This window comes from Petroclostridium xylanilyticum, from assembly GCF_002252565.1.
Lineage (GTDB): Bacteria > Bacillota > Clostridia > SK-Y3 > SK-Y3 > Petroclostridium > Petroclostridium xylanilyticum.
Genome location: NZ_NPML01000031.1, coordinates 25928 through 47524 on the forward strand (window position 1 = coordinate 25928; position 21597 = coordinate 47524).

Consider the following 21597-nt stretch of genomic DNA (forward strand, 5'->3'; position numbering starts at 1 on the left):
TTCGTGAAGCGTATTATTTCCATATTAATAGTTATGATAATGGTTATGGCATTATTTGCTGGATGCGGGTCAAATAACCAGAAAAAAGCTGAAGATAATGCTGCAAGTAGCAACAATACAGCTAACAATTCCAGTTCAACCAGTAATTCCGACAAAGGTAAAGTAGTAGAAATTACTTTTTGGCGTCCTCAAGCTAATGAAAATGAAGATAATTGGTATAAACAGAGAGTGGAAGATTTTAATAAAGCAAATGAAGGTAAAATACATCTTACTATGGAAACCATTACAAGAGGTAACTCCTTTGCTTATGAAGACAAGGTTAATGCAGCTATTGCATCTCACACATTGCCTGATTTGATTTCTTTGGATGGTCCTAATGTTTCTAACTATGCAGCGTCAAACATTATTATTCCTTTAGACGAATATTATACAAAAGAAGAAATGGAAGATTTCGTACCTTCACTTATCCAACAAGGTACATACAACGGTAAGTTCTATGCAGTAGGTTTATGTGAATCTTCAGTTGTATTATTTTACAACAAGAAGATGTTCAAGGAAGCAGGCATTGAACCTCCTACAAAGCTTGAAGATGCCTGGACCTGGGATCAATGGTATGATGTAATGAAAAAAGTTGCCAAAGATGGTATCTATGGTACAAACATGATCAATGACAAGGGCGAATGGATGACTTATGCTTTTGAGCAGCTCTGGATTTCTAATGGAACAGATATCATCAATAAAGAAGGAACACAGGCTGAAGGTTGGGTAAATAGTCCTCAAGGTATCGAAGCTGCAGAGTTTCTACAAAAGCTTGCAAAAGAAAAGCTCTTTAATATCGATCCTACTCCTACCGAATTTGAAGAAGGAAAAGCAGCAACAAAACTTGGGGGGCCCTGGAATATTCCTGGATTCAAGAACTTCCCAGACTTAGAATGGGGAATTACATATTTTCCTTACAAAGCAGGAGGCAAGAAAACATCACCGTCCGGAAGCTGGGCGCTTGGTGTAACTTCTGACAGCAAGAATGCTAAAGAAGCAGTTGAAGCACTGAAGTTTTTAACGAATAAGGAAAGTTCAGTTGGTTTGGCAAAGGCAATCAGTATGCCTGCCAGCAGGAAGTCTGCATACGACAGTTTGCCTGAATACAATGATTTACCAATGAGAGTTATAAAGGATCAAGTAACCCAAATCTCAAATGCAAGACCTCGAACACCTGTATATCCTGTATTGACTCAAAAGTTTGCAGAAGCACTTAATGATATTATGATGGGGGCAGATGTGAAGAAAGCACTTGATAATGTAGCCAAGACTGTTGATGAAGAATACAAGAAAAATTACGCAAAATAAATTGAAATTATTCTGAATTGGTGAATAAAATATGCTGCGGCATTACAATGTTATTTAAAATATGTGTACTGCCGCACATATTTTATTAAATTACCAACTATGACTTTAATATTAAAAGGGAGTAAGAAATTTTTGAATTAAGGGTGGACTTTTATGGCAATGGAAAATTTAAGTTTGGCAAAGAAGTCTAAAGTGTCGTCGGTGAGCCTTTACAGAAAACAGGAGACTGTAATGGGTTATGCTTTTATCATACCTGCAGTTGTACTAATAATAGTTTTTTTACTCTTACCGGCTGCTTTGGCATTTATATATAGTTTGACTGATTTCTATCTTTTGAAGCCTGATAAAATGAAATTTATAGGCATTGAAAACTATGCAAAACTGATAAAAGACGAGCTTTTTTATAAATCTTTATATAATACTTTTTATTTTACGTTGGTTGTAGTACCTTATCAATGCGGACTGGCGCTGTTTTTGGCAATATTAATCAATAAAAAACTTAAGTTTACAAATTTATTCAGAATAGCTTACTTCAGCCCGCTGATTACCTCCATGACGGTTGTAGCTATTCTATGGATATTCCTTTATAATCCTAATCAAGGTCTTATTAATTCTGCATTAAATCATTTAGGTATACCCAATCAGCCATTTTTAAGAAGTGCTAAACAGGCTATGAACTCTATCATCTTTATGTCGGCATGGCAGGCGGCAGGCTATCAAATGATGATATTTTTGGCAGGGTTACAAAATATACCAAAAGATTTATATGAAGCTGCTTCCATTGATGGTGCAAACGCATTCCAGCAGTTTAGGTATGTTACGTTACCTGGATTATACAATGTGACGGTATTTGTATTAATGATAACCACTATTCAGGCTATGAAGCTATTCACCCAACCTTATATAATGACGCAGGGCGGTCCAGAAAACACCACAAGAACTCTCGCCTACTACATCTATCAACATGGATTTCAGTTTAGAAGCGTAGGTTATGCTTCAGCATTGTCAGTTGTATTTTTCTTGGTGGTTGTATGCATTTCTATGTTTATGAGAAGATTTATTAAAGAAGATTAGTACGCAAAATGGAGGTGCTGTCTTATGTCATTTAAGTTAAACAAAACATTGGGTAAATCCTTATATTATTTATTTAATATTATCATGTCATTTTTATTTATAGCTCCCCTTTTATGGATGGTGGTGTCATCCTTAAAACCGGAAAACCGCATATTTGCAGATTTAAGTTCTTTTAATGCGTTTTTGCCCCTGGATTTTACATTTGAAAATTACTTCAAAGCGTTTAAGAGAATACCTATGATGAAATACTTATTTAACAGCATCTTTTATGTTACAGTAATTGTTATAAGCGGTCTGGTTGTAAACTCAATTTGCGGATATGCCTTGGCGAAGCTGCATTTTAAAGGAAGAGATTTTATTCTCACGGTTATTATCGTTTTAATAATCGTCCCTTTTGAAAGTATAATTTTACCTCTTTATTTAATTGTAAACAGCTTCAGATGGGTTAATACATGGTATGCACTTATTGTACCGTTTATTGCAAATTGCTTTAGTATTTTTATGTTTAGACAATTCTTTGTTGATATACCAAACGAATTATTAGAGGCTGCTGCGATTGACGGCGCATCACCTATGAAAACTTTTATTACAATTGTAATACCTGCGTCTTACCCCGTTTTCGCAACAGTGTTTATATTAGACTACGTTTCTCACTGGGGAGATTTTATGTGGCCTATATTGGTTTCTACAGGAGAATCAATGCGAAACATTCAGTTAGGTATTCAAACGTTTTTTACGTTGCCTCCAATTTATTATGGTCAGATCATGGCAACCTTAACGGTAACAACTTTACCAATGGCTTTATTATTCCTGTTCTTCCAAAAATACTATGTCCAGGGTATTACAAGTACAGGTATAAAAGGTTAAAGAAATGTATACTTATTATAGATGATTGATTATAGAACTGAGTATAAATAGAGCACGAAAAAGTAAGGAGAGTTTAAAATGGACCTTCATAGACCAATTTATCATTTTTTACCTGAAAAAAACTGGATGAATGACCCCAACGGTACTATTTTTTATAAAGGAGAACATCATTTGTTTTATCAATATAATCCGTACGGCTATAAATGGGATCATATGCATTGGGGGCATGCAAAAAGCAAGGATTTAATTCATTGGGAAAGGCTGCCTATCGCTTTGTATCCATCCAATGAGTTGGGAGAACTGCATTGTTTTTCGGGCTGCTGTGTTTTAAATGAGGGAGAGCCTACTATCTTTTATACAAGCATTGGAGAAAATGAAAGAAATCCTGCTATAGGAGCACAGCAATGGATGGCAACCAGTAATGATGACATGCTTACATGGCAAAAACATCCCGGTAATCCTATTTTGGACATTAAATGCCATGGTGATATGGAAATTAAGGAGTGGAGAGACCCTTTTATATGGAAAGAAAATAATACGTGGTTTATGGTACTGGCCGGCACACATGGAAAAGAAGGCTGTATACTCATTTATAGTTCAGAGGATTTGATGAACTGGAAATATCTGAATAAATTCTATAAGGAAGATGATGTTATTCTGGAATGTCCAAATGTAGTTGTTTTTGGAAAGAAATATCTATTAGTTTATTCAGTAATTGAAGAGCAGCAAGTAAAATACTGTTTAGGGACAATGCAGGATGATTACACATTGCATGTTGAGCAAAAAGGCTGTATAGATTATGGAAAGAAATGCTATTATGCCACAAATATTTCTTTCGACGATAAGGACAGGATACTCCTATGGGGTTGGCTCAATGAATCTGCGAGGGGTGAACTTCCATCTGCAGGGGAGTGGTCAGGTATCCAGAGCTTGCCGCGTATTTTGGAATTAAAAGGAGATAACGCACTGGGCATAAAACCTATCCCGGAAATCAAGGCTATTAGAGGTCAACATTTTAATATAAGCAATATCACATTACAAAAAGAAACAAGAGATATCAGCTTGAGTGGAAAAGCAATAGAGATTCAGGCTGAATTTGAAAACAGTGAAAACGTAAAGGATTTTGGAATAAAGCTGCTGTGTTCTCCCGATGGCCGGGAAGAGACGGTAATTAATTTTAATGTACCGGAAAAAGTTTTTAGTATAGATAGAAGTAAATCAAGTTTATCCCAGCAAGTAAGTAAAGACACCCAAAGGGGAAGTTATAAGGAGAAAAACGGTATTATAAAAGTACATATTTTGGTAGACTATTCTTGTATAGAGGTTTTTGTAAATGACGAGGCTTGCATGTCGGCAAGGGTCTATCCGCTGCTTGAAGAAAGTAATTTAGTTAAAATTTATTCGGATGGTAAAATAAAAGTAAATCAATTTGACATATGGGAACTGAAATCAATTTGGTAAGAATGGCTTGACTAACAGCCTGGGAGTTTAAACAATGACAGGAGTAACAAAAAGCGAAGAGAAAAAACTCATCGCTTTTTCTTTTTTTCTTCTTTAATCAACTCAATTTCAAAAGCGTCAAACTCTATCTCCTCAATAAAAGCATCGGCCCTGAAAGTAACTCTGCCATATCCGGCAAAATCTCTTTCATGCAAAGAAAACCACATAGGTTGTTGGATATCAAACTCTCTACAAATTTCTTCTATACATAATTCAAGCATTTCTTTTTGAGATAGGTTATTTCTGTCGCATTGAGCAATGTACTGTTTAATAATTCGATTATTCTTTATAATTTTCCCCCATAATCTAAACATAATATCATCCTATCTATTTAATAATATACTATTTTGCTTATAATGAGCGAAGTTTAAAATTCAATATTTCCTTAATACAAACTTCGCGAATTTCATCGATAACTACCTTAATTTATTTATAATTTTAAAGTGAGTTATCGATATAAAACAGTATAACAAAATTTAATTTCAATCTCAATCTTAAGCACCACCCACGCAATTCTAGGCACAAAGTCCTATAGAAAATATTGCTAAAAATATTGACAGGATTTTCTTGTGTGATACAATATATAGCGTAGCAACTTAGATTATATACCAAATATAGGAATGGGAGTGGTTGGATTGAATTTAACCGAAAATGCTGTCAAAGTACTGGAAAAAAGATATCTTGCAAAAGATGAGCACGGCAATCTTTTAGAAACCCCTGAAGGGATGTTTAGAAGGGTTGCTAAAGCGATAGCCCAGTCTGATAGATTATATGATAAAAATGCTGACATGGAAAAAACTGAACAAGAGTTTTTTGATATGATGTCCAATCTTGAGTTTTTGCCTAATTCTCCAACCCTTATGAATGCAGGGAGACCCTTAGGGCAATTAAGTGCCTGCTTTGTACTTCCTGTAGAAGATAGTATGGAAGGGATTTTTGAAGCGATTAAGCAAGCGGCGATGATACATAAAAGTGGAGGCGGAACCGGCTTCAGCTTTTCACGCTTAAGACCAAAAGGTTCCACAGTGAACTCTACCGGAGGAGTAGCCAGTGGCCCTATAAGTTTTATGAAGGTTTTTAATGCTGCTACTGAAGCCGTCAAACAGGGCGGTACCCGAAGGGGAGCCAACATGGGGATATTAAGGGTAGATCACCCTGATATATTAGAGTTTATTTCCTGTAAACAGGACAACGCTGAGATCAATAACTTTAATATAAGTGTGGGTATCACTGAAGAATTCATGCAGGCAGTTGAGGAAAATAGAACATATGACCTGATTGATCCGCATCTCAAAAGAATGGTAGGTAAACTTAATGCGCGGGAAGTATTCAACAAGATTGTAGATGCAGCCTGGCGAAACGGTGAACCAGGTATTATCTTTTTAGATCGTTTGAATAAAGATAATGTGGTTCCTGAGTTAGGGGAGATAGAAAGTACTAATCCCTGTGGGGAACAGCCTCTATTGCCTTTTGAATCGTGTAATCTAGGCTCTATTAATTTATCAATTATGACTAAGGAGTCTAATGGCAAAGTTGAGATAGACTTTGAAAAACTAGGAGATACAGTAAGGAAGGCTGTACATTTTCTCGATAATGTTATCGATGTAAATCAATACCCTCTGGATAAAATTGACCAGATGACCAAGTTCACAAGAAAAATAGGACTGGGAGTTATGGGTTTTGCAGACCTGTTGTTCAAGTTAGGAATACCTTATAATTCCTCCAGAGGAGTAGATCTTGCTGAAAAAATTATGCACTTTATAAGTGAGCGTGGCAGGAATGCAAGTATTGAACTGGCAGAGCAGAGAGGTGCTTTCCCTCTATATGAGAAAAGCATATATAAAGCGTCAGGAGTTAAGGTGAGGAATGCAACAGTAACAACTATAGCACCAACAGGGACACTAAGTATTATAGCCGGCGTTTCCAGTGGCGTTGAACCTATATTTGCATTATCATATATTAGAAATGTAATGGATAATGATGAATTAATAGAAGTAAATCCTATATTTAAAGAAGTAGCACAAAAAGAAGGGTTTTACTCTAATGAGTTAATGAGAAAAATTGCACAGGTGGGACATATTTATGATTTCAAAGAAATTCCTCAGCATGTTAAGGAAGTATTTGTTACTGCCCATGAAATTTCACCGGAGTGGCATATAAAGATGCAGGCAGCATTTCAAAAATACACGGATAATGCTGTGTCCAAAACAGTTAATTTTAAAAATGAGGCAACCCGAGAAGAAGTTGCCAGGGTATTTGAATTAGCCTATAAATTAGGATGTAAAGGTGTCACCATCTATCGTGATGGCAGCCGTGACTTGCAGGTACTTAATATAGGCAAAGTAAAGGGTAAGGAAAACAGTGGACAGACAAGCAAAGAAGTTGTACAGCATCATATTGTACCGCGTCCAAGACCGGATATTACAACAGGTTTTACCGAAAAGGTAAGGATAGGCTGCGGAAACCTGTACATAACAGTAAACTATGATGACCAGGGAATTTGTGAAGTATTTACCAATACCGGCAGGGCCGGAGGATGCCCATCTCAGTCAGAAGCAACAAGTAGGCTGGTATCTATAGCATTAAGAGCCGGAATGGATGTTAAAGCAATTATTGAACAACTAAAAGGAATAAGATGCCCATCTACTATCAGACAACGGGATTTAAAAGTAATGTCCTGTCCGGACGCGATTGCCAGGGTAATAGAAAAGGTAATAGCGTTGCAAAATGGAAGTGGCTATAAAGATATAAAATTGACAGAAGAAGAAAAAGAAAAGATCACCTGCGTATCCGATTGTGCAGTATGTACTATGAGAGATTTCTGTAATAATCCTGATAGGAAGGAAGTAGGGATAGGAAAGTACTGTCCCGATTGCGGTAAACTAGTTGAACATGAAGGTGGGTGTGTGGTTTGCAGGAATTGCGGGTATTCAAAATGTGGATGATTCCGCAATTCTGTGTTACCAAATCATAATATTCTATGCGACATTGCGACATGGGGACGGTTCCTCAGTCGCATGAAAAGCGCATTCGACAGACGAACCGTCCCCAAGTTGCAGCCCTTCTTTCTGCTAAACCGGACTTTTTCAGTGGTTTCGTACCTGTCCCCTTGTCTTTTTGTTTCTTGACACTGAGGGTAAGTTATAATAGAATAAACATTAATTAGAAAATTATTACATATTGGCTGGAGGAAAGGAAGGGGAAGCCATGATTGTTACAGTAGTAGAAGTTTATGTTCAGGAAGCCCATATTGAAGATTTTAAGAAGGCAACCATTGAAAACCATCAGGCATCAATACAGGAGCCGGGTAATCTACGTTTTGATATCCTGCAAAGTATAGATGATCCTACACGCTTTACCTTATATGAAGCCTATGAATCGGAAGAGGCAGCAGCAGAACATAAAAAAACAGCTCATTATTTAAAATGGCGTGAAATGGTAGAAGACTGGATGGCAAAACCAAGAAAAGGTATCCCACATAAAGTTATTGTGCCGGAGGAACGAAATAAATGGTAATCAAATCCTTTGCGTTTGCAAGCACGCCTAAAATTTTATTTGGAGCTGGGATGTTTGAAAAATTAGACGAAATCACTTTAAAATATGGGAATAAAGTCCTTATTGTTACCGGCGGCTCTTCACTTCGTAGGACAGGCAAATTTGACGAACTGCTTAATCGCTTAAAGGAGCGTTCAATCCAAACGTTTAGTATTTCGGTTAAAGGAGAACCTTCACCGGAGTTGGTAGATGAGGCAGTTGATAAATATAGAAAAGAGCATGTTGATGTGGTAGTAGCCATTGGTGGAGGAAGTGTGCTGGATGCTGGAAAAGCGATTTCCGCCATGTTGCCTCAAAGTGATTCAGTAATGGAATATCTTGAAGGTGTAGGAAGTGAAAAAAAACATAACGGCATAAAAGTGCCTTTTGTTGCTGTACCAACAACTGCGGGAACTGGCAGTGAAGCAACAAAAAATGCAGTACTCAGTAAAATTGGTGAAAACGGATTTAAAAGTTCGTTGCGGCACGACAATTTTGTACCTGATGTTGCAATGCTGGACCCGGCACTTGCAATATCCTGTCCGCCAAGTGTAACAGCTGCAAGTGGGTTAGATGCGTTTACTCAGTTGCTTGAAGCTTATGTATCTACGGAAGCGTCTCCAATGACTGATGCACTCGCTTTTAACGGGTTGGAATATGTGAAAGAAAACTTAGTTCCTGCATGTACAACGGATATGGAAAATGTCAGTGTGCGGGGCGGGATGGCGTATGCATCCCTGATGTCCGGTATTGTACTTGCAAATGCCGGCTTAGGTGTTGTGCATGGATTGGCAGGTCCAATAGGCGGTTATTTTGATATACCGCATGGAGTGGTTTGCGGCACATTAATAGGAGAGGCCGTTAAGATGAATATTCATCTTTTGCGTCAAGCAGGGGAAGTGGGAAACAAGTATCTGGAAAAATACGCAAAAGTAGGAGCTATGCTGTCGGACTTGGATGAAAAGGATGTTGACAGGTGCTGCAACCAACTGGTGCAAAAAATTGAAGAATGGATTAAATTACTTAAAATTCCACGATTAAGTGAGTATGGCATATCCAAGAATGATTTAGATAAAATTGTTGAAAAGTCAGGAAATAAAAATAATCCTGTTAAGTTGGGAAAAGAACATATCAAGCAATTGCTATTGAATAGATTGTAGATTTAGGAAATAATTAGGACCATCATTTTTAAATAAATACATGGAAAGAGATAGGTTACGGGACAACCTATCTCTTTTTCTTTTGTGGGTATTCCGCATACATCATCTCGTTTCAAGAGGCGACTCTGCTAACGATTGGTTTATTATGCCATAATATAAAATAAAAATTAAGGAAAATATGGAATTTTAATTTAATAAAATAGTAAGGGATAAAAGGATATTGTGAAGTTGGCGAATTAACATTATATGAAGGGGTGGAAAGGTTATGAAAAAGATAACTATTTTTGTAATGTTGCTGTGTTTGTTTGCTGTTGCAGGCTGTGAGGAAAAAGAAACGATGCAGAATATTGCTTCGATGGATTCTCGTACCGCGAGTTATGATGTGACCATGAAGCGGGACCTTTTGTGCTTGATGATGGCTTACCCCGAGTATATTACCGATGTGAAAAGAGAGATAAACGGCAGTGTATATGTGATAATGAAATCAGGAAAACGCATCCTTTACGACGATAAAAAGGAGAAGAACCATAATGAAAAACTGGCCAATGCGGATTTGCAAGACATGATGGAGCAGATTTATCCCCTCTCGGATATTACAAACCTGATGGCTGAAGATTTTGATCCCGGACGTGCCAGGGTATATGCCTTGTTGAAAGAGGTCTATGGTGGTTCCAAAGGACAGGTAGAGAAGAATCTTATACCTGTAAAGGTCGGTTATAAAAACTATTCCTTTAACCGTAACAATAAAGCAGCCGAAGCTTTGCAGTCAGTTATGAAAGAGCTTGTGCTGCTGACCGAAAAGCGGCAGGACATCCGTTCTTGTGTATTTCCGGCGAGCGGTACTTTTAACTACCGTGTTATTGCAGGAACCAATCAATTAAGTGCTCACTCCTTTGGGATTGCGATTGACCTTGCAAGTGATAAAAGGGATTACTGGAAGTGGACTTCACGGAAGGAAGGAGAAAGAAGGTTAAATTCCTATCCGCGGGAAATTGTGCAGATTTTTGAAAAGAACAATTTTATTTGGGGTGGCAAATGGGGGCATTTTGATATCCTGCATTTCGAATACCGGCCGGAGTTGACCCTGAAATCCCGGTACTTTGCGGATGAACCTGCCGCTGGGAAGCCATGGTATGACGGATTGCCTTCTGAAGATGCTGTCATAAAAAACTATATTTGGCTGATTGAAAAAGCGTTGGAATAAAAATGCCATAAAGAGTGCTTTTTTAAAAAATTTTTTACAAAAATCTTTACAAATGAAATATTTTGTCTTAAAATATATTACAATGAGTTTAAAATATAATATTGGTTTATAAATGCAAAGAAAGAGAAGAGTAGATATTTGTTGAAGGTTCAGCGAGTTGGGGATGGTGGAAGCCCAATCCGAGGTAGCAAATATTGAAGATCACTCTGGAGCAGCAGGCCGAACCATAGTAGGTTTTGTCGTAATCCCGACGTTATATGGGAAGCATATAGATTGAGGCTGTATGTGGTGAGATGGATACGCTATGTATCAAATCAGGTGGTACCGCGGAAATACCCTTTCGTCCTGTTATGGATGAAAGGTTTTTTTATTGCTTGAAAGTTAATGATTAGTTATGTAAAGGAATGGAGGTATTTACATGTATGAAAAAGTATCGACCAACCTTAATTTTGGCGATAGGGAATTAGAAGTATTAAAATACTGGAAAGAAAATAATATTTTTGAAAAAAGCATAAAAATGAGGGAGAATGCGCCTACTTTTACTTTCTATGACGGTCCGCCTACCGCTAATGGAAAGCCTCATATCGGCCACATTTTAACCCGTGTAATGAAAGATATTATCCCAAGATACAAAACCATGAAGGGATATAAGGTGCTCCGTAAAGCAGGATGGGATACCCATGGTCTCCCTGTAGAATTGGAAGTAGAAAAGCAGTTGGGGATTGACGGTAAACCCGAAATCGAAAAATACGGGGTAGAACCTTTTATCAAGGAATGTAAGAAAAGTGTATGGAAGTACCAAAAAGAATGGGAAAAGATGAGTGACCGTGTAGGGTTCTGGGTAGATATGGATAATCCCTATATCACCTATGACAATAACTATATTGAATCTGTGTGGTGGGCATTGAAACAAATATGGGATAAAGGTTTATTATATAAGGGACATAAAATTGTGCCCTATTGTCCTCGCTGTGGGACTGCTCTTTCCAGCCATGAAGTTGCACAGGGCTATAAAGATGTAAAAGACCCATCCATATATGTTAAATTCCAGGTAAAAGGACAAAAGCAGGTATACCTGATGGCGTGGACGACTACACCATGGACATTGCCTTCCAACGTTGCCCTTACAGTAAATCCGGGTGAGACTTATATAAAAGCAAAGTGTGCAGATGAAGTGTATATTCTGGCAGAGGCACTGGCACCAACAGTATTAAATGAGGAATTTGAAGTGCAGGAAAAAATGCTGGGTAAAGATTTGGTAGGTATGGAATATGAACCGCTGTTTGATTTTGTAAAGCCGGAGAAAAAAGCCTACTATGTGGTAGCAGACAATTTCGTAACATTGACTGACGGTACAGGGATTGTACACACTGCCCCGGCTTTTGGTGAAGACGACGCGAAAGTAGGAAGAGCATACGACCTTCCTTTTGTTCAGCTTGTTAATGAGCAGGGAGAATTTGTAGACAGCGTAGAACCATGGAAGGGTGTTTTCGTTAAAGACGCAGACCCGCTTATCATAAAAAATTTAGATGGAAGAAATCTTTTATATAAGGCGGTAGATTACGAACACGCCTATCCGTTCTGCTGGAGATGTGACACACCGTTATTGTATTATGCCCGCGATACATGGTTTATCAAAATGACCGCTGTAAAAGAAAATCTGTTAAAGAATAATAATAAGATTAACTGGCTGCCTGACAACATTAAAGATGGACGTTTTGGAAACTTCCTTGAAAATGTAATTGACTGGGGCTTAAGCCGTGAAAGATACTGGGGAACTCCGCTGCCTATCTGGGAGTGTGAATGCGGACACCGTCATGTTGTAGGAAGTATTGACGAGTTAAAGGAAATGGGCCAAAATGTTCCTGAAAACATTGAACTGCACAAGCCATATATTGACAATGTATATTTGAATTGCCCCGAGTGTAAAACCGGAACCATGAAAAGAGTAAGTGAGGTAATTGATTGCTGGTTTGATTCCGGATCTATGCCTTTTGCACAATGGCATTATCCCTTTGAGAATAAGGAAATCTTTGAACAGAATTTCCCGGCAGATTTTATCAGTGAAGCAGTAGACCAGACGAGGGGGTGGTTCTACACCTTGCTTGCCATTTCAACCCTCATATTTGACGAGCCGTCATATAAGAACGTTATCGTCTTAGGCCATGTGCAGGATAAGGATGGGCAGAAAATGAGCAAGCACAAGGGAAATGTGGTAGACCCATGGACAATACTTGACAAGCAGGGGGCGGATGCAGTCCGCTGGTATTTCTACACAAGCAGTGCACCATGGCTGCCCAGCCGTTTCTATGAAGAAGCGGTAAGCGAAGGACAAAGAAAATTTATGGGGACCTTGTGGAATACCTATGCCTTCTTTGTACTGTATGCAAATATTGATAAGTTTAATCCAAATAATTATAAATTAGAATATGACAAATTACAGGTAATTGATAAATGGATTTTATCCAGGCTGCATTCACTGGTTGCAATGGTAGAAAAAAATCTGGATAATTACCGCATTACAGAACCGGCAAGAGCCATCCAGGAATTTGTAGATGAATTGAGTAACTGGTATGTAAGAAGAAGCAGGGAACGTTTCTGGCAGGAAGAAATGACACAGGATAAAATTAATGCATATATGACACTTTATACTGTGCTTGAAACGCTGTCCAAGCTTATTGCACCCTTTGTGCCATTTATGGCAGAGGAAATTTACAAAAACCTGGTACTGAATGTGGACAGTTCTGCTCCGGAGAGTGTACATCTTTGCGACTATCCGCAGGCAGATGAGAAATTTATCGACAAGGAACTGGAAGAAAACATGGATTTTGTACTCAAGCTGGTAGTACAGGGCCGTGCTTGCAGAAATAAAGCAAGTATTAAGAATCGTCAGCCTATAGGAACAATGTATGTAAAAGCTAAAACAAAGCTTCCTGATATGTTCAGAGACCTGGTTGCTGACGAATTAAATGTAAAAGAAATTGTTTTCACCGATAATGTAAGTGCTTTTACAACTTATAAGTTCAAACCACAGCTTAGGACCCTTGGTCCGAAATATGGGAAACTGGTCCCTAAGATTGCCGAAGCGCTTAATAATGTAGATGGTAACGAAGTTATGGCATTGTTCAAGAAAGGTGAGACGGTAACTTTAGAAGTAGAAGGAACTAAAGTAGAGCTTGCAGAACAGGATGTGCTCAGTGAGTCGGTTGACAAAGCAGGGATGGTGGCAGAAACAGACTACGGTGTCACTGTTGTACTGGATACGAATCTCACTCCTGAACTTATCGAAGAGGGATTTGTACGTGAAATTATCAGCAAAATTCAGACCATGAGGAAAGAAGCCGGTTTTGAAATTCAGGATAATATTCATGTATATTATAGCAATAATGCTAGAATTGCAGAGATCATGAAGAAGAATGAAAAAGAAATTGCTAAAGAAGTATTGGCACTGGCAATGACTGAAGGCAGTGCAGAGGGTTATACAAAAGAATGGAATGTAAACGGAGAAAAAGTAAAGATTACAGTTGCTAAGATATGATATAAATAATGGGAGGAGCTTATTGCTTCTTCCATTATTTTTGAAAATAACAGTTTGTTTTAAAAAAGGAGCTTTTGAACATGGATTTTTTTGTTACTTTTAATCAAATACTTATACTTTTTATTATGTTGGTAGTTGGATTTGTTGTAAAAAAGCTGAACATAGTAGATGCATCATTTAGTAAAAATCTTTCTAATTTATTGTTTAATATTGTGTTACCGGCTATGATTATTCGTGGTATGAGCTATCCCTTTTCGCCCCAAGTTTTAATGGAAGGTTTTTGGCTGATTGTGATATCTGTAGGCACCATAATATTTTCTTTTATAGTTGCTATTATAACCGTTAAACTGTTAAAAGTAGATCCATTATCTCGAAATATATATCAATTTGGTATTATGTTTTCCAATTTTGCTTTTATGGGTTATCCGGTTGTAGAAGCATTGTTTGGAGAGCAAGGAATCCTTTATGCATCTTTATTTAGTATTCCAATTTATTTTTTATTTAACTCTTTAGGTATCATGATAATAAAGAGAGGAAAAGCGAAATATATAAATATGGATTTAAAAAATATTGTTAATCCACCTTTTATGGCAGTCATAATAGGTTTTTGTATTTTTATTTTTTCTCTAAAAATTCCTAAGCCGGTAGCCATGTCTATCAATATGCTTGCTTCTACAACTACGCCGCTTTCAATGATTCTTGCAGGATTAATCTTGGCAAATGCAAAATTTTCAGAATTATTTAACAATTATCAAGTATATGTGGTGACCTCTATTCGTTTGATTCTTTTACCTGTAAGCTTGCTCTTTTTTCTAAAAGCTTTTGATTTGAATTTGATGATGACAGGCATACCTGTTGTTATTACTGCTATGCCTATTGCTGCCAATGCATCTATATTGGCAGAAAAATATGACGGAAACTCGTATTTGGGTGCCCAATGTGTATTTATTTCCACACTGCTGTCGGTATTAACTATTCCTATTATTGCTTATTTTCTATGATGATAAAAGGGTTTACAATCTACAAATTGACATAATAGTAAATCTATAATCAAATTGTACAAATGCAAGTTTTTTATATACGTCAACCAGCGCAAGCTGACGTTCATAAGTTTCTATACTCATTATAACTAAATTACCATACCCATTTTTTGTAATATAAATAGGTTCCCTATATTTATGGCATATTTCTGATATTTCATTTGTATTTCTTAAATCTGTTATAGGTCTTATTTGTGGCATAGTATTATCATCTCTAGTTTATTATGTCATTATTATAGCATAATAATGTATAAATTATAATTAGTATCGTTCTAATTATATTATTTTATGGACGTATATTTTTTAGTATCTTTATTCTTTTAAAATTGGCTAACTTAAAAAAAGAATATTAAAAATGTGAACAAATTTTTAAAATTATAAAATTATCTCTTGACAACGTAAAATATATTTAATAAAATTTTAATTGTTAGCACTCATGAATATTGAGTGCTAACAAAACAAATTATTTTTCTAATAATGCCGGGTTGAAAACACATTTCTAGATTTAGTAGCTTATTTCTTTATTAACAATATTGGATATGTTTAATGGTACTATATAGTTCACAGTTAACAGTTCTCAGTTCATAGTAGTAAACGATTTAATAGCTTTTACTGTGAACTGTGAACCGTGAACTGTGAACTTATTGACTTTATCTGCCATGTAAAATCATTATCAGTAAATATATAGTACTTAAAGTTGTAATATAAAACATTAAAATATTGTTAAGGAGGAATACATATATGAAAAGCATATTTTTTATTTCTGAAAAAAATAACTGAGTCAATATCCATTTCTAAAATTATTTCACAATAACAAATTTATATCGATAACCAAAATCAATTTAATAAAGTCTTAATATTTATAGATAATGTTACTGCAAATGCTTGCACATACAAAATACAAAGTTATTGTAAAATCTTTAGTGTGTTCAATATAGTTTTAAAGTCAGTTAATTATTTATAATAAAAATTAAAAATGCATTTTGACAGCTTTGAGCTTATGTTGAATAGGAGGGGCGCTTTATGTCGCATAAAGGGTTTCAGACAAGATTAAAAAGCAGCGATAATACATATAAAGAGCTGTTTAAAAGGCATTCAAATAATCCCATATTGACATCCAAAGATTGGCCTTATGCAGCCAATACGGTTTTCAATCCGGCAGTAACCCTTTACAATGACAAGGTATTATTACTTGCCCGGGTAGAAGACAGGAGAGGTTTTTCACACTTAACCAAAGCTATCAGTGAAGACGGAGTAAGCAACTGGCAGATTGATCCTTCGCCCACCTTGGAACCGGACCCTGAGCATTATCCAGAAGAAGCATGGGGAATTGAAGATCCAAGAATTACATGGATAGAAGAACTGGGAAAATGGGCAATCACTTATACTGCCTATTCTCATGGAGGACCGCTGGTAGCACTGGCATTAACAAAGGATTTTGTCACTTTTGAGAGATTAGGACCTATTATGCCGCCGGAAGATAAAGATGCCGCACTATTTCCAAGGCGGTTTGACGGTAAATGGGTGTTAATACATCGGCCGATTCCTGCTTTTAAAGGTGCAGGTGCCCATATATGGGTTTCAAGCTCTAATGACTTAAAATACTGGGGGGATCATCAGATATTAATAAATGCACGCCAGGGAGGGTGGTGGGATGCTAATAAAGTTGGCCTTTCTCCACAACCTCTTGAAACACCGGAAGGGTGGCTGATCCTTTACCACGGGGTAAGGCAAACTGTTGCTGGAGCAATCTATAGACTCGGACTTGCCCTGCTCGACTTAGAAAATCCTTTTAAGGTCTTGAGAAGAAGTGACGAGTGGGTGTTTGGGCCATCAGAGCCATATGAGAGGGAGGGGGATGTTGATGATGTGGTATTTCCCTGTGGATGGATTCTAGATAAGGAAAGCGGAATTGTCAGAATGTATTATGGCGGGGCAGATACTTGCATAGCCTTGGCTACGGCAAACTTGAGTGATCTGCTTGAATATATCAAAAGATGCCCACAACCCAAAGAAAACGAACAATTAAGCACAGCAGATTAGGTTATCTTAACATGTAAAATCAATAAAAGTTTTCATCTTAGTACAATAGTACAATAAACTAACCCATTGATTCAAGGAGGGATACATATGAAAGCACTTCTTCTTGCCGGCGGCAGAGGGACAAGACTGCAGCCGCTCACAAACAACATTCCAAAACCTATGGTTCCCATTGTAGGTAAGCCTCTTTTGGAAAGAACCATAGCAAATCTCAAAAAAAACGGGATTAATGAAATTATCCTTAGTACCTGCTATCAGTCCCAGTATATTAAAAATTATTTTGGTGATGGAAAACAATTTGGAGTAAAGATTCATTATATCAGCGAAGACATACCTCTCGGTACGGGAGGTGCAGTTAAGCAGGCAGAAAAATATTTTGATGATACTTTTGTCGTATTGAATTCGGATATTTTAAGCGATATAGATGTTGGACAATTGATTGAACACCATAGGAATAAATCCTGTATAGCGACGATTGCTGTAACCGAAGTTAAAAATCCATCCCAGTATGGAGTAATTGAATATGACAGCCATCACTATATCACTTCATTCAAGGAAAAGCCGCAGGCACATGAAATCGCATCTAATTTCATCAACGCAGGCATTTATGTATTCGAGCCTCAAATATTTAACGAAATTCCATCAAATAGGGTGGTTTCAATAGAAAAAGAAACATATCCTATGCTGCTAAATAAAGGCTATAAGATGGCTGCATATGAGATGCGTTGCTACTGGATGGACATTGGTACACCTGAAAAATATATTCAGGCACATAAAGATATTTTAAATGCCGAGTGTAAGATATTTAGCGATTGTTTAATGGGTTGCAGTCACGTAGGTGACCTCATTTTAAAAGGAAAAAATACAAGAATCCATCCTGAAGCAAAAATTGTGGGGCCTGTATATGTGGGTGAGAATGTTAACATAGAAGCTTATGCTTTTGTAGGACCTCATGCAGTAATAGGAGATGGATCAAGTATTGCGATGGGAAGCAGGGTTGTAGGAAGCGTCTTATGGGACCATGTGAGAGTTGGCAGGGGAGCCAGACTGGTTAACACCGTCATAGCTTCCAACTGCAGAATAGATGGTAGTGAAGAAGTTTATAACACGGTATATACAGAAGATGTTCTTCAGCCTGTAGCAATATAAATAATTTATAGTATAAAAGATTGAAGGAGGTATATGATGGTTACGACAAACAGAAAAAGAAATGTAGCTTTTCTAAGTACCTATCCGCCCAGGGAATGTGGGCTGGCTACCTTTACTCAGGATTTAATAAATGAACTGGATAATGTAAAATTGTTAAATACACCTAAAATAGTTGCAGTAAGCAATGATAAATATCACTATGATGAAAAGGTTATTGTTGAACTGGATCAATTTGACCGTCAAAATTATATTGATTTAGCAGAAAAACTTAATCAGTCGGATATTGATCTATTAGTAATTGAACATGAATACGGAATTTTTGGTGGAGAATGCGGTGAATATCTGATTGACCTTGTTGAGAATTTAAAAATACCATTTGTAACAACTTTACACACTGTGTTGCCTCACCCCAATGACAAACAAAGAACCATATTAAAGATTTTGGGAGAAAAAAGCTTAAAGGTTATCACCATGGCGAGAAATACAGTTGATATTTTAAAAAGCGTATATGAAATAGATATAGGAAACATTGAGGTAATCCACCACGGTGTACCATTCCGTATTATGGATTCCAGGGATAGGCTTAAAGAAAGATATGGGTATAAAAACAGGCAGATTATAAGCACCTTTGGGTTGATAAGTCCGGGCAAGGGACTTGAGTACGGGATTGAAGCGATTGCAAAAGTAGTGCAAGATCATGAAGATATCTTGTACCTCATTCTGGGTCAAACACATCCGTGCGTGAAAAAAGAACATGGTGAATCGTACAGGGAAAAACTTATACATTTAGTATCGGAGCTGGGTTTGCAGGGACATGTACAGTTTATTGACAAATACCTGACGAGAGAAGAAATTATACAGTATCTTCAACTATCGGATATCTATATGACGCCATACCTGGGTAAAGACCAGGCTGTAAGCGGTACCCTGGCCTATGCAGTAGGCTATGGGAGGGTTATTGTTTCAACTCCTTACAGCTATGCAAGAGAAATGCTGGAGGATGGAAGAGGACTTTTAGCTGAATTTAGAAATTCAGACTCACTTGCAAAATGTATCCGATATATACTTGAAAATCCTGACAAGAAAAAAGAGATGGAAACCAAGACAACTGCCTTAGGTAAGTCTATGATGTGGAATAATGTTGCAAAGCAGTATACAAAACTGTTTTTAGATATCATTGAAAATAATCAATCCTGCAAAGAGCAGGTAGTTTGATGACTGCAATAAAAAAAATTCAATTTAATTGCGACCACATATTTAGACTTACCGATGATACCGGCATATTCCAGCATGCCAAATATGGAGTGCCTGATCCTACCAAAGGGTATACCACCGATGACAATGCAAGGGCCTTGATAGCAGCTGCAGCTTTATATGGACGGTTCCGGGATAAGAAATACCTTGAATTGACGTACAGATACCTATCTTTTATCCTTAACGCCCAGAACCCAAAGGGCAAGTTTAAAAACTTTATGAATTATAACAGGGAATTCATAGAAGAGGAAGGTTCTGAAGATTGCTTTGGCAGGTGTTTATGGGCTCTAGGCTATGCCCTGTCCAGGAATTCTGTTCCACAGGATATAAAAAAAACCTGCAGGTATATTATTGGCAAAGCCCTGCCCAATGTAAATCATTTAAATTTCCCGAGGGCAAAAGCTTATTCCATCCTGGGAATGGGATATATGGCTTCGCAGCCGCATCGTAAATTTTGTGTCAAGTGCTGCGGTTCGGTATTCCATAAATACAGCTTCTTCTGTAGTGATAATAGCCGGATACAGGATATTTACAGCTGTATTAACAAATTATCGGAAGAACTGGTAGAGCGATATGAACAATTTTGTACGGATGATTGGCATTGGTTTGAAGATATTATCACATACAGCAATGCTGTTTTACCCTGGTCCTTGCTCGTAGCCTATAAAATATTAAAAAGTAAAAAATATCTGGAAATAGCTTTGGAAAGTTTGAACTTTCTTGAGAAAATAACATTTGCAAATGGGTACTTTAAACCTGTAGGCTGCAAGGGATGGATGTCTAGAGGGAAAGAACCGGCTGCATTTGATGAACAACCCTTGGAGGCATGTGAGACAACACTTATGTATTTACAGGCTTATGAAATTTTAAAGGAGAAAAAATATCTGGAAAAAGCCAGAGAATGTTTTGAATGGTATCATGGGAAAAATTCAAAGAATATAAAACTCATAGACCGGCAATCCGGGGGATGTTATGATGGTATCACAGACAATGGCGTTAACCTGAACCAGGGTGCTGAAAGTATCATTTCCTACTGCATCGCTCATATGGCTCTATTAGATTACATTCCTTTTATTAAGAGAAAGGTCTTAAGAAAAGGACAGCATGAGGAGGAATTAAAATGAGTGAAACATTTATAAGAGCGATTGAAAGGACAGAAAAACCCAAGAAAGCCAGAAGGGACGGATTTGCCCCGGGCGTCATTTATGGAGAGGGGTATGAAAATGGTCTGCCTGTTAAATTTGAGATGCTAAAGCTCAAGAGAATCTTAAAAAAACAGGGACAGAATACGAAAATCTGGATTAAGATAGGCGAGCAAACTAAATACGGAGTTATTAAAGATATTCAGAGAGACCCTATAACTGGGGATATTGTTCATATAGACATACAAACTATTTCACAAAATGATGATGTAAAATTAAAGCTTCCTATTGTATTTACCGGAAGAAATAAATTGGAAGAAAGAAAGCTTTTACTGCAAGTTCTTATTCCTGAAATAGAAGTTTTAGGAAAAGCCAGTGAATTGCCTGAGTTTATTACTATAGATGTGAGCGGCAAAAAGTCAGGTGAAAAAATCACTGTCAATGATATACGGATGACTGAGCAAATTAGAGTTCTTAGTGATACAAAAGATGTTCTAGCCATTGTAATTGAACCAAAAGAATTGAGTATTGCAAGTTAATAAAAATCAAGGGGACAGGTATACCGATTATTAAAGTTATAATCAACCAACCTGTCCTTTTGACTTTTTGTGTAAAAATTTGTAGGAAAATTTCGGAAAATAATTACATTGTTGGTATTGACATCCTTGTATGAAATTTTTTATAATAAATGCAGACTTGTATAAGTTTTTGAATTAATATTGACTTTGCAGGTGTTTGGTACATTTAA

General features: G+C 37.0%; 17 protein-coding genes and 1 other annotated feature. Of the genes, 15 read left to right on the forward strand and 2 right to left on the reverse strand.

The window, feature by feature from the left end:
• Positions 1 to 3: 3 nt before the first annotated feature.
• The 4 genes from CIB29_RS18110 to CIB29_RS18125 all read left to right on the forward strand — a co-directional run bounded on the left by CIB29_RS18110 (position 4) and on the right by CIB29_RS18125 (position 4749).
• Positions 4 to 1347, forward strand: a complete 1344-nt coding sequence (locus CIB29_RS18110; RefSeq protein ID WP_094552174.1) for an ABC transporter substrate-binding protein — start codon at positions 4 to 6, stop codon at positions 1345 to 1347.
• A gap of 153 nt (positions 1348 to 1500) precedes the next feature.
• The gene (locus CIB29_RS18115; RefSeq protein ID WP_341444449.1) at positions 1501 to 2421 is read left to right on the forward strand and encodes a carbohydrate ABC transporter permease; all 921 of its coding nucleotides are present in this window, start codon (positions 1501 to 1503) and stop codon (positions 2419 to 2421) included.
• Between the two features lie 24 nt (positions 2422 to 2445).
• A complete protein-coding gene (locus CIB29_RS18120) occupies positions 2446 to 3288 on the forward strand; it encodes a carbohydrate ABC transporter permease (RefSeq protein WP_094552176.1) in 843 nt (280 codons plus the stop codon).
• 78 nt (positions 3289 to 3366) lie between these two features.
• Entirely contained in the window at positions 3367 to 4749 is a 1383-nt protein-coding gene (locus CIB29_RS18125; RefSeq protein WP_094552178.1) for a glycoside hydrolase family 32 protein, read from the forward strand.
• Positions 4750 to 4817: 68 nt separating this feature from the next.
• Here the strand turns inward: CIB29_RS18125 and CIB29_RS18130 are convergent, their stop codons facing one another.
• On the reverse strand, positions 4818 to 5102 hold the full coding sequence (locus CIB29_RS18130; protein WP_094552180.1) for a hypothetical protein: 285 nt from the start codon (positions 5100 to 5102) through the stop codon (positions 4818 to 4820).
• A 321-nt stretch (positions 5103 to 5423) separates the two neighbouring features.
• Between CIB29_RS18130 and CIB29_RS18135 the strand changes: the two genes are divergently transcribed.
• From CIB29_RS18135 to CIB29_RS18160, 6 genes are all read left to right on the forward strand, one after another.
• Positions 5424 to 7733, forward strand: coding sequence for a vitamin B12-dependent ribonucleotide reductase (locus CIB29_RS18135; RefSeq protein ID WP_094552182.1), 2310 nt, complete (start codon positions 5424 to 5426; stop codon positions 7731 to 7733).
• Positions 7734 to 7968: 235 nt separating this feature from the next.
• Positions 7969 to 8304, forward strand: a complete 336-nt coding sequence (locus CIB29_RS18140; RefSeq protein ID WP_242965341.1) for an antibiotic biosynthesis monooxygenase — start codon at positions 7969 to 7971, stop codon at positions 8302 to 8304.
• On the forward strand, positions 8298 to 9482 hold the full coding sequence (locus CIB29_RS18145; RefSeq protein WP_094552186.1) for an iron-containing alcohol dehydrogenase: 1185 nt from the start codon (positions 8298 to 8300) through the stop codon (positions 9480 to 9482). Before CIB29_RS18140 ends, CIB29_RS18145 begins: the two co-directional genes overlap by 7 nt.
• Before the next feature lie 265 nt (positions 9483 to 9747).
• Positions 9748 to 10686: a M15 family metallopeptidase gene (locus tag CIB29_RS18150; RefSeq protein WP_094552188.1), complete on the forward strand. Its 939-nt coding sequence runs from the start codon at positions 9748 to 9750 to the stop codon at positions 10684 to 10686.
• Positions 10687 to 10794: 108 nt separating this feature from the next.
• Positions 10795 to 11037 (forward strand) — a binding site (T-box leader).
• A gap of 67 nt (positions 11038 to 11104) precedes the next feature.
• On the forward strand, positions 11105 to 14224 hold the full coding sequence (gene ileS, locus CIB29_RS18155; protein ID WP_094552190.1) for an isoleucine--tRNA ligase: 3120 nt from the start codon (positions 11105 to 11107) through the stop codon (positions 14222 to 14224).
• Between the two features lie 80 nt (positions 14225 to 14304).
• Entirely contained in the window at positions 14305 to 15225 is a 921-nt protein-coding gene (locus tag CIB29_RS18160) for an AEC family transporter (RefSeq protein ID WP_094552192.1), read from the forward strand.
• Between the two features lie 12 nt (positions 15226 to 15237).
• Here CIB29_RS18160 and CIB29_RS18165 read toward each other — a convergent pair whose 3' ends face one another.
• Positions 15238 to 15465, reverse strand: coding sequence for a type II toxin-antitoxin system Phd/YefM family antitoxin (locus CIB29_RS18165; RefSeq protein WP_094552194.1), 228 nt, complete (start codon positions 15463 to 15465; stop codon positions 15238 to 15240).
• Positions 15466 to 16287: 822 nt separating this feature from the next.
• Here CIB29_RS18165 and CIB29_RS18170 point away from each other — a divergent pair.
• The 5 genes from CIB29_RS18170 to CIB29_RS18190 all read left to right on the forward strand — a co-directional run bounded on the left by CIB29_RS18170 (position 16288) and on the right by CIB29_RS18190 (position 21388).
• On the forward strand, positions 16288 to 17307 hold the full coding sequence (locus CIB29_RS18170; RefSeq protein WP_094552196.1) for a glycoside hydrolase family 130 protein: 1020 nt from the start codon (positions 16288 to 16290) through the stop codon (positions 17305 to 17307).
• A gap of 87 nt (positions 17308 to 17394) precedes the next feature.
• Positions 17395 to 18453, forward strand: coding sequence for a nucleotidyltransferase family protein (locus CIB29_RS18175; protein WP_094552198.1), 1059 nt, complete (start codon positions 17395 to 17397; stop codon positions 18451 to 18453).
• A gap of 36 nt (positions 18454 to 18489) precedes the next feature.
• Positions 18490 to 19668: a glycosyltransferase family 4 protein gene (locus tag CIB29_RS18180; RefSeq protein WP_094552200.1), complete on the forward strand. Its 1179-nt coding sequence runs from the start codon at positions 18490 to 18492 to the stop codon at positions 19666 to 19668.
• A complete protein-coding gene (locus CIB29_RS18185; protein WP_094552202.1) occupies positions 19668 to 20831 on the forward strand; it encodes a glycosyltransferase in 1164 nt (387 codons plus the stop codon). Before CIB29_RS18180 ends, CIB29_RS18185 begins: the two co-directional genes overlap by 1 nt.
• A complete protein-coding gene (locus CIB29_RS18190) occupies positions 20828 to 21388 on the forward strand; it encodes a 50S ribosomal protein L25 (RefSeq protein WP_094552204.1) in 561 nt (186 codons plus the stop codon). The genes CIB29_RS18185 and CIB29_RS18190 overlap by 4 nt, the downstream gene beginning before the upstream one ends.
• Positions 21389 to 21597: the final 209 nt, after the last annotated feature.